This is a genomic window from Bacillus cereus group sp. N21 (assembly GCF_016483395.1).
Classification (GTDB): domain Bacteria; phylum Bacillota; class Bacilli; order Bacillales; family Bacillaceae_G; genus Bacillus_A; species Bacillus_A pseudomycoides.
The window spans coordinates 1-8,998 of sequence record NZ_JAEHBX010000117.1 but is presented as its reverse complement, the minus strand read 5'-3'; the positions used below and the strand labels follow the sequence as shown (position 1 = coordinate 8,998).

The window sequence follows — 8,998 nt, the reverse complement described above, 5'->3', positions numbered from 1 at the left end:
ATAACATCAGGCTGATAATGTTTCCACTTGAATACATGTTCCTTTGCCATACCGATCACACCTTTTCTAGAGTAATAAGATCAGTATGTCCAAGTTTTAGAGATTACTTACACGTATATTAAAGTTTTTGCACCAGAACCTCGATTGCATTACTAGCTAGATCACACACTTGCTTTCATTATTTTCTTGGACCATACGCGGCAATTGGTTTAACAGGTTTCGCATCCGTCGCTTCCCATATAGGGGCAGTTAATGTTGGATAGTTCAAAGCTTCTACTTTTTTTCTTGTTTCTTGTGATACTTTTAGTCCCCATTGATCAAAAAATGGAAGTAAATTTTGTTTCGCTACCTTCGATGTATTGTAAATAAATGCTTGTATTTCATCTTCATCAGTTTCTGGAAGTTTATCCTTTGGTAACTCTCGATATAGTTTGTGAAGATTCGGATAAAAATCTTCCCCATATGCTAAATGAAGTTGCCAAAACATAACAAGTTTCACAAACAAGTCATCAATATTTTTATACTCTTTATCTGTTTGTTTTAAGTATTTAGAGGCTCTATCGTAATCCCCCTCTTTTTCTAAACGTGTTGGTTGATTCGGGAATAATTGTTTTTGTGCAGCTAAAGAATATATATTAACAGTGACTTCAGTCATTCCATTCGAAGCCCACGTCCAAGGGTATTGTTGCCTTGTGTGTCCTGCTTCATGCATTTGTCCCCATCCAAATTCATTTACATTTAAAGCACTTTTAATTGCGTCATAAGCAGTAGTAAATACGACTCCATCCCGACCTGCATACATGTACATGCCCGGTGGGTTGTTAGGGTTCTCTACAAAAGCCCAAAGACGGCGAGTTGAACGATGTAACGGATTAGAACTTGTTTCAGAAAGTCCCGATATTTTATCTTGCGCTCGAATCATTTCATCGTATTTTTCTAATAGGGGAACAGGATCTTGATCCACAATATATTTCTTGGCACTATCACGAGTAACAGTAAGTACTGCTTTCTTTGACTTTAATTGAACAGCATGCGCATCTGGATACTTGTCCATCATAGCAATCCAGTCCTCTTTCGTATGCTTCCCTAATTCAAAGAATGGAACAGGGCACCCGCCTTGTGTTACTTTCACCTTAACAGTTCCTTTCCCTTCAGAGTTATCAAACCCTAATAAACCACCGTTTGGAGAGGAGATGGTGTTAGAACCAGGAGAAAGACGAAATGCTTTTCCCCCTTCTTTATCATATTCATTTGTCCCAATAGTTGCTCCAAGCTTTTCTAATCCTGATAGTCCCAATACTTCAATTGTGACTTGCTCATTCGGTTTTACATAAATTCCTGTTGGCACATAGTTTCGTTGCTCACTTCTTCTTTCTCTTGCTGCTTCACCCATATAATGTCCTGTACTTGGAAGTTCAAACTTTCTCTCTTCATATTGTGCCTGGGGTTGTGTAGTTTCAGCATGAATGTTCAAACTATTTACAGTCATAGATGTAAATAATGTCGTTGTCAAAACAGCAGATGTCATAAGTACTTTCATTGGTTTTTGTAATCTATGATTCTTTCTTCTACTCATATAAATCAGTCCTTTCATTTAAATCCATTCTAACGTTCATACGAAACGTCGATTTCCTCACTAGCCCTTTGTATCCTTTTATTACGTTAATACAATAAAAATTCTTCTTACTATGGCTACTTCTTAAATTTACTTATCCCCCCTCTCTTATTTCATACAAGTCAAAATTATACCTATATATAATTTTGAAGGGGAGCATCTGACCGCGTATAGAAACGGTCATGACTTTTCCCACCACATCAAAATGAGAAAGCAAGTGCAGATCATGTTGTATTCTGCATAGTAGGTATGTCGAAGAATTGAAATGGATATATATGGCTGTTACTTCCATTAAAACATTATAGACTTTGAGTATAAACCTCTAATCTAGCATATAGTAATTCTAAGTTAATACCATTACCTAATACGCAAATATGTAAAATTTCATATTTTATATTCAGTATATGGGTCTCGCCACATCACTATCAAGCTAAGGTTATGAAGTACCCCGTAAACGAAAATCTTTATCTATCTACAATTATTTATAACAATTTAGCTCATTTTTTTAGTTTTGGGTAACAACGAATTTCTTAAGTTGATGGGCATGTGGTGCTACCCCATGTCCATCAAGCTAAGATGCTGAAGTACCCCCAAAATGAAAATTTTATATCTCTATGGTTAATTAAATTTTAGTTATTTTAGAAATCCTAAGTTTCTTCAGTTCAAGATAGAAGCTCTTCTCAAAAAAACAGAGTTCTTAAGATGCTTATCTTAAGAACTCTGTTTTTTAATTTAGCATGGAAAGCATAATCTTTTCTAGTTCAGCTTTGTTTAAAATACTAACGGTGATTACTATTTGATACGCACCTTTTCCATCTTTTGCAGGAACAATCATCTTCATTCCTGTTACATTACTATCACTGGACTTACCAAAGGTCACTTGGTTCCCACCCAGCCTCTCCATACCTTTTACAAACTCTAGTTCATACTCTTCAAACATATGGAAACCTTTTCTATTCCAAGGATCTGCTTTCGCTCCTAGGACTTCTGATTGTTCGATGACGATTTGACCAGCGACCCCATCTTCATATTCAGTTCTAACTACAGGTTTTGGTTTTCCTATTGTAATATTTGAGTCAACCTGTTCTTTCACTGGATGGTATCCTTCTGGAATATAATTTGGTTTTTTTATCGGAAAATCAACTAATTTTTGCGCTTCTTCTATGGTAAATGTAAAATGTTTATAAATTTTCTTATAAAGAGAATTTGTTTCATTAACAAGCTTATCTACTCTTTTCTTATCCTCCGTACTCCAAAGGTTGTAGTAATCGTAACGTTTTTTATCTCCTTCTTGAATCACTGCTTTTTTCGCCATAGAAAGTTCCTCTTGCTTCAACTGTACAAACAGCTTAAATTCTTCTTTTGTTAAATATTTTTGAGCTACTGTAAATTCCTCATAGACTGTATCATATTCACCTACTAAGTTCTTGAAAATTGGATCATATTCACCTTTTAAGTTCCCAAAATCTTGTTCTACCTGTTCGGGCGTACCATATAATTTTTCTATAATCATAGAAATTGAATTTGATGCCTTATCTTCCTTGTTTACAGATGTAGGAGTATCCTCTGCATTTGCCAATAGTGAATCTTTTGAATTGGGATGAGTTTCTTCTGCATTTGCATTCACTAATGAAAGTGTAGCTACAGTAATGATTGCCATCATTCCAACTGCAGACCAACGATAAGATCTCTTTTGGAATTTTTTAATCATAAAAATTCTCCTTTTCAACGTTCTTTTATTTCTGCTTAAGTTCGCTAAGCTTGGCACTTGATAATAACCTGAATAGTGTTCTAACAGGCTAATAATAGTATGACCATATGCAAGTTGTTCCTCTGAATCTATATATGTAAGAGCAAACGCATCGCATGCCATTTCCTGATCTTCCCGCATGCATGAGTAGGCATACCAAAGAATTGGATTAAACCAATTTAGGATGAGTAAGCCATGCATAAGCCAATTCACACCAACATCTCTTCGTTTAATGTGAGCCAATTCATGATGAAAAATATATCGTAGTTGTTGATCATCTAGTACTTTCATATGTACACTTGATAATAAGACCTTTGGACGAAAGAATCCGAAAACGGTTGGACTTGAGATTTTCCCAGCTAAGAGGAGTGGGATATCCTGTTGAACAGACATAGACTTCTTACAGTTCTCAAAAGTTTTGACAATTCTTTCATCTGTAATCACAGGTTGCTTTTTTATGTAAAGAAGTAAACGTCTATTCATAATTACGGTTGCAAAAGCTAGAATGATAACCCCAGCAAGCCAAATATATAAAGCGACTGTATAAAGTGAAAATGTATCATCGTTTTGCTTTTGATTACTGTATGTTTGTTTCTTACTTTCGGCTGGTTGTGTTAAACCAGATACATAGTTTTCTTTTTTTGTGACTATCTTTGTATCGTCTATATCTGTCCGTTCTTTTGAAGAAGAAACAGCTACAGGCTCTTGATGAAAGGTATCAGAAGTTCCATTACTGTACGAAAGGATAGAATAGATACTGTAGGAACTATCTGGTGACCATGGCAATAGAAGTCTTACAATTAATATCATCCATAATATATATTGCCATCGTGGAGTTAATTTGTTTCTAAGCAAGATTTTGACACATAAGATTAGACCAACTAATATACTTGCCATAATGGATGTTTCTATCACCCAATCAAAAAATCGAGGTAGATAGACGTTTACAAACATATCTATCATCTTTATCTATCCTTCCTTTGATTTTCCTCAGTCTTCTCATCCAGAATACGTTTGAGTTCGTTAATGTCTTCTGAAGATAGTTTTTCTTCCTTTAAGAAATTCACAAGTAAAGGTTTAAATGCCGCACCATAGAAACGTTTGAGGAGCGATTTTGTTTCTTCTTGTAGATAACTATCTTGCGACACTAAAGGATAATATGCATACATACGTCCTTTATCCTGATGGTAAGAAACAGCCTCTTTTTGGACTAATCGATTAATAAGCGTTCGAATCGTTTTCGGTTTCCAATCCATCGTTACCTCTAGTGCTTCAATCACTTCATTTGCTGTTTGAGGCGATTTTGACCAAAGAACTTTCATGATTTCCAATTCAGCTTCCGATATTTTAGGTAATTCTTTCATTTTATAAAATCCCCTCTTGTATTACAAATGTAATCCTTAATTGTCAACCATATTTTAGGTTTATACATTCTCATGAAACTTAAGAAATTAATCCCAAAAAACAATGAAAATACGCTATTCTTTCTGTAGAATCATGGGAAAGGATGGCGTTTTTTGTATGTCTATTTCAGTATCTGACGAGCTACAACTATTTGCTCAAGAGATTCAAAGCTTTTTATCTCCAAATATCTTACGAGATCTTGCTAGAGATATTGGTTTCGTACAACGAACCAGTAAATACCAAGCAAAAGATTTAGTCGCTTTATGTGTATGGATGAGTCAAAATGTCGCTAAGACTTCTTTAACTCAGCTATCTAGCCGTTTAGAAGCATCAACAGAAGTACTCATCAGTCCTAAAGGACTGAATCAACGATTTAATAAAGCGGCCGTCCAATTTTCACAACACATACTAGCCGAACTACTAAGCAAAAAATTGGCCTCATCTATACCGATTTCTTCTCCATTCACTTCTGTTTTCAAGCGTATTCGAATTCTGGATTCCACCGCATTTCAACTTCCAGATATCTTTTCATTCGTTTATCCAGGTGCAGGAGGGTGCAGTCATACAGCTGGGATGAAAATTCAACTTGAGTATGACCTGCTAAGCGGACAGTTCCTACATATTCATACAGGTCCAGGTAAACAACATGATCGAACCTACGGTTCTCTGTGTGTCCCAACTGTAACAGCGAATGATTTATGTATCCGAGATTTAGGTTATTTTCATTTGAAAGATCTTCAACATATACAAGATAAAAAGGCTTACTATATCTCTCGTATCAAATCGAATACACGCATTTATCAAAAAAACCCCAACCCTGATTACTTTCAAGATGGAAGAATCAAGAAAGGTACAGAGTATATACAGATAGATATGGAAATCTTAATGAACTCCCTTCAGCCAGGACAAACATGTGAAATATCCGAAGCCTATGTAGGAATGAAGGATAAAGTACCAACTCGTGTGATTGTACATCGATTAACAAAAGAACAACAAAAAAAACGATTACAAGATCAAGTTGTAAGAGAAAAGAAGAAAGGAATGAAGTATTCTCCTCGTAGTAAACGACTCAGTGGTATTAATGTATATATGACAAATACCCCTACAGAAATTGTCCCGATGGGACAAGTACATGATTTGTATTCTTTGCGTTGGCAAATAGAAATTTTATTTAAAACGTGGAAATCATTCTTTCGCATTCATCATTGTAAAAAGATAAAATCAGAACGATTGGAGTGCCATTTATATGGTCAATTAATTGCCATTCTACTCTGTTCTTCCATCATGTTTCAAATGCGTCAATTGCTCCTCAGGAAGAAAAAGCGAGAGCTCAGTGAATATAAAGCCATATATATGATTAAGGACTATTTTTTTCTTCTGTTCCAAACAATACAAAAGGACACCCAAGAGCTATCAAAGGTACTAATTCGCCTATTCAACCTCCTACAGCAAAACGGGCGAAAATCTCATCGATATGAGAAGAAAACAGTCTTTGATATATTAGGTGTCGTTTACAATTGTACCATGTCTGATAATCAAGCGGCTTAAATCAAAAAAATGAAACCCGTTAGGGTTTATTTCGTATGCAAATCTTTAAATTTCCTACATGTAGCCTTTAGAAAAAAGAAACAACCTCTACTATAATTGCCTTTGCATAAGCTTAGCTTGATAGCAATGTGGTGCTACCCCTTTTTGCACCAGAACTAGAAGAGATATATTGATACAATTCTTCGGCAAATAAAGATAACTTCTGTTTCTGATGAGTATTCATAAAAAGCACGTCACTCCTTCTTATTCATATAAGAGAATAAGAAGGAGTGACGTGCTTTTAACTCTAAAAATAGAGATCAAATGTTAAAAGTTGATGGCGGTATGGCGGGACCCCTTATTTGATTCTTCCATAACCGGCAATATGTTTTTTCCAATAAGAATTATCTAGCTTAGCTGCACTTACTCCTTTTGAAGTACTAGAGTTATAGAATGTATTGCCTCCAATGTACATACCAACATGTGTAATGCCTTTTTTACTCCCATTTGTTCCTTTAAAGAACACTAAATCACCTGGCTGAAGAGCGCTTCTACTGATACGCTTAGTAAAATCATATTGCTGCTGGGCAGTACGTGGTAATTTAATTCCTTGTGTACCATAACCCCATTGCATTAATCCTGAACAATCAAATCCAGTTTTCGGACTATTTCCACCATAATGATATTTTGTTCCTTCATACTTTTTCATTGCTGCATAAACTTTTTGAAATTGAGAATTAGTTATGGACTGAATTCCTAAAGATTCGATATTCATAGTTTCAAAATTAGTTTGGGTTGTCGCCTCTTCATTTACAGAAATGTTACTTGTTTCTTCTGCAGAAGCAAAACTGCTGCCAACTCCAATTACCATCCCAAAGGCTAAAGTCCCTGCTATAATTTTTTTCATAACGCTTCCCCCTTTTGAAATATTATTACAATTTAGTAAGTTTCGACCTTTTTTTATAAAATCCTCCAAACAAATTAAAAAAATATCGAATTATGTTAGCATATGGAAATCAATAAACATTTTCAAGAATCTTCAAAAATAGTTTCATAACTTAAAAGTTTTGACACTATTTTCGAAGTGCTGTAATATCAGTATATAGACAGGTGTCATAACTTAGTGTCTAAAGTTAACCGCAAAAAGGAGCAATTTTTATGAAATATGGCTACGCACGAGTCAGTACATTACATCAAGATCTTGAGTCCCAAATTCAAGCATTACAAAAAGAAGGCTGCGAAAACATTTATTCCGAAAAATTCACTGGAACGAAAGCGAATCGTCCAAAGTTCCAGGAGCTATTGTCTATGTTAGAAACAGGGGATACACTTGTCGTTACAAAATTAGATCGTTTTGCCCGTTCCACAGTTGATGCGATACAAACTGTCAAAACATTATTTGAAAAAGGTGTAAAGGTCCATATACTTAATATGGGTTTAATTGAGGATACGCCAACAGGTAGACTGGTATTTAACGTAATGAGCGCATTCGCTGAATTTGAAAGAGACATGATTGTAGAACGTACACAAGAGGGAAAAGCAATTGCAAAGTTACGTGAAGATTTTAGAGAAGGCCGACCAAAAAAATTTAACAACAAACAAATTGAACACGCACTATCCTTATTAAAAAATCACTCATATAAGCAAGTTGAAGAAAAAACAGGCATTAGTAAGAGTACATTAATTCGAGCGAAGAAGAAAGCGCAAGTCAGAAATGAAATGGAGCATAGATGATATAAAAAGGTATATATATGTTAAGTAACATATGTATACCTTTTTATATTTTTTGCATTGATTTAGCTACTTTAATTAATTCTTCTTTAGAAATTCGTGAACTAAACAGTGTAATCATAGTTCCGTCTTGTATCCAGATCAATTGACCACCTTGGACATCTTTAATTCTTTTTGTCGTTGTTAATGGATGAAATACACCATTTATATTTTTTATTTTTACTATTTCCCCATGATCACCAGGTTGGATATCAGTATTTTCCGCTGCATTCTCAACAATAGCAACTTTTAATTGTGTACCAGTTTTATTTAGAAAGTGTATTTGTACTTTTTTCATATTTTCATGTACATGCTCTGGATATTTTAATTCTATGTTCCAGTCTTTTGCGATATCAGTAGGAATAAAACAATTAAAGGATGTTTTTCCTTTTAATTGTTTCAACGAAAAGTTTTTATTAGCCATTTCAATACTTTCAGCATAAATACTGGTATTAAAATGGTTACATATTGTAAATATAAAAAGTGCGATAACCAATTTTAAAACAATATTTTTCATGTTTTTCTCCTAAATTAATTAATTTTACTAATAGTATTAGGTTTAATTGGAACCTTTATTCTATGTTGAGGGAAAGCACTTTAACATACAAGGAAGATGATATAACGGAATAAAACTGAAAAGGAATCCTATCTTTTTTACATGATAGGATTCCTAATGTCCGCTAATGCTTATTGCGTGATTTGGTTCCATTGCTACACAGATTCCGTATTATAATAGTAGTTTTCGTATTTCTTCTGTACTTAGACCAGTGAATTTCGCAATGTCTTCTAACAGCATACCATTCTTATGCATACCACGTATTAATTGAACTTTCCCTTGTTCAATGCCTTCTTCTCGTCCTTTTTGAATCCCTTTTTCTAAACCTTCCTCTAAGCCTTCTTCACGAGCGTGAGCCAGCTTAGCTTGTTCATCA

Annotated in this window: 7 protein-coding genes and 1 pseudogene; 2 read left to right on the top strand and 6 right to left on the bottom strand. The window is 34.6% G+C overall.

The window, feature by feature from the left end; translation table 11 throughout:
* Positions 1–178 precede the first annotated feature (178 nt).
* The 3 genes from JDS96_RS28930 to JDS96_RS28920 form a co-directional block, all read right to left on the bottom strand.
* A complete protein-coding gene (locus JDS96_RS28930) occupies positions 179–1,576 on the bottom strand; it encodes a M60 family metallopeptidase (RefSeq protein WP_199668883.1) in 1,398 nt (465 codons plus the stop codon).
* Positions 1,577–2,342: 766 nt separating this feature from the next.
* Positions 2,343–4,328 carry a M56 family metallopeptidase gene (locus tag JDS96_RS28925; protein WP_199668882.1) on the bottom strand — a complete coding sequence of 662 codons (1,986 nt, stop codon included), beginning with the start codon at positions 4,326–4,328 and terminating at the stop codon, positions 2,343–2,345.
* Positions 4,329–4,330: 2 nt separating this feature from the next.
* Positions 4,331–4,729: a BlaI/MecI/CopY family transcriptional regulator gene (locus tag JDS96_RS28920; RefSeq protein WP_199668881.1), complete on the bottom strand. Its 399-nt coding sequence runs from the start codon at positions 4,727–4,729 to the stop codon at positions 4,331–4,333.
* A gap of 157 nt (positions 4,730–4,886) precedes the next feature.
* Here JDS96_RS28920 and JDS96_RS28915 point away from each other — a divergent pair, with 157 nt between their 5' ends.
* The gene (locus tag JDS96_RS28915; protein ID WP_199668880.1) at positions 4,887–6,317 is read left to right on the top strand and encodes an IS4 family transposase; all 1,431 of its coding nucleotides are present in this window, start codon (positions 4,887–4,889) and stop codon (positions 6,315–6,317) included.
* A gap of 337 nt (positions 6,318–6,654) precedes the next feature.
* On the opposite strand, the gene JDS96_RS28910 is transcribed toward JDS96_RS28915, so the two are convergent.
* Positions 6,655–7,203 (bottom strand): C40 family peptidase, encoded by a 549-nt coding sequence (locus tag JDS96_RS28910; RefSeq protein ID WP_199668879.1) that lies wholly within the window; start codon positions 7,201–7,203, stop codon positions 6,655–6,657.
* 251 nt (positions 7,204–7,454) lie between these two features.
* Here JDS96_RS28910 and JDS96_RS28905 point away from each other — a divergent pair, with 251 nt between their 5' ends.
* The gene (locus JDS96_RS28905; protein WP_199668878.1) at positions 7,455–8,030 is read left to right on the top strand and encodes a recombinase family protein; all 576 of its coding nucleotides are present in this window, start codon (positions 7,455–7,457) and stop codon (positions 8,028–8,030) included.
* 43 nt (positions 8,031–8,073) lie between these two features.
* Here the strand turns inward: JDS96_RS28905 and JDS96_RS28900 are convergent, their stop codons facing one another.
* Together JDS96_RS28900 and JDS96_RS28895 are read right to left on the bottom strand one after the other, a co-directional pair.
* Entirely contained in the window at positions 8,074–8,583 is a 510-nt protein-coding gene (locus JDS96_RS28900) for a DUF4367 domain-containing protein (protein ID WP_199668877.1), read from the bottom strand.
* Positions 8,584–8,793: 210 nt separating this feature from the next.
* Positions 8,794–8,998, bottom strand: a pseudogene (locus tag JDS96_RS28895) (Rpn family recombination-promoting nuclease/putative transposase); the annotation flags it as partial.

Bases quoted from the DNA above. Each gene is read 5' to 3' on its own strand.
- JDS96_RS28930 (WP_199668883.1), bottom strand. From the start codon at position 1,576: ATGAGTAGAAGAAAGAATCATAGATTACAAAAACCAATGAAAGTACTT.
- JDS96_RS28925 (WP_199668882.1), bottom strand. From the start codon at position 4,328: ATGATAGATATGTTTGTAAACGTCTATCTACCTCGATTTTTTGATTGG.
- JDS96_RS28920 (WP_199668881.1), bottom strand. From the start codon at position 4,729: ATGAAAGAATTACCTAAAATATCGGAAGCTGAATTGGAAATCATGAAA.
- JDS96_RS28915 (WP_199668880.1), top strand. From the start codon at position 4,887: ATGTCTATTTCAGTATCTGACGAGCTACAACTATTTGCTCAAGAGATT.
- JDS96_RS28910 (WP_199668879.1), bottom strand. From the start codon at position 7,203: ATGAAAAAAATTATAGCAGGGACTTTAGCCTTTGGGATGGTAATTGGA.
- JDS96_RS28905 (WP_199668878.1), top strand. From the start codon at position 7,455: ATGAAATATGGCTACGCACGAGTCAGTACATTACATCAAGATCTTGAG.
- JDS96_RS28900 (WP_199668877.1), bottom strand. From the start codon at position 8,583: ATGAAAAATATTGTTTTAAAATTGGTTATCGCACTTTTTATATTTACA.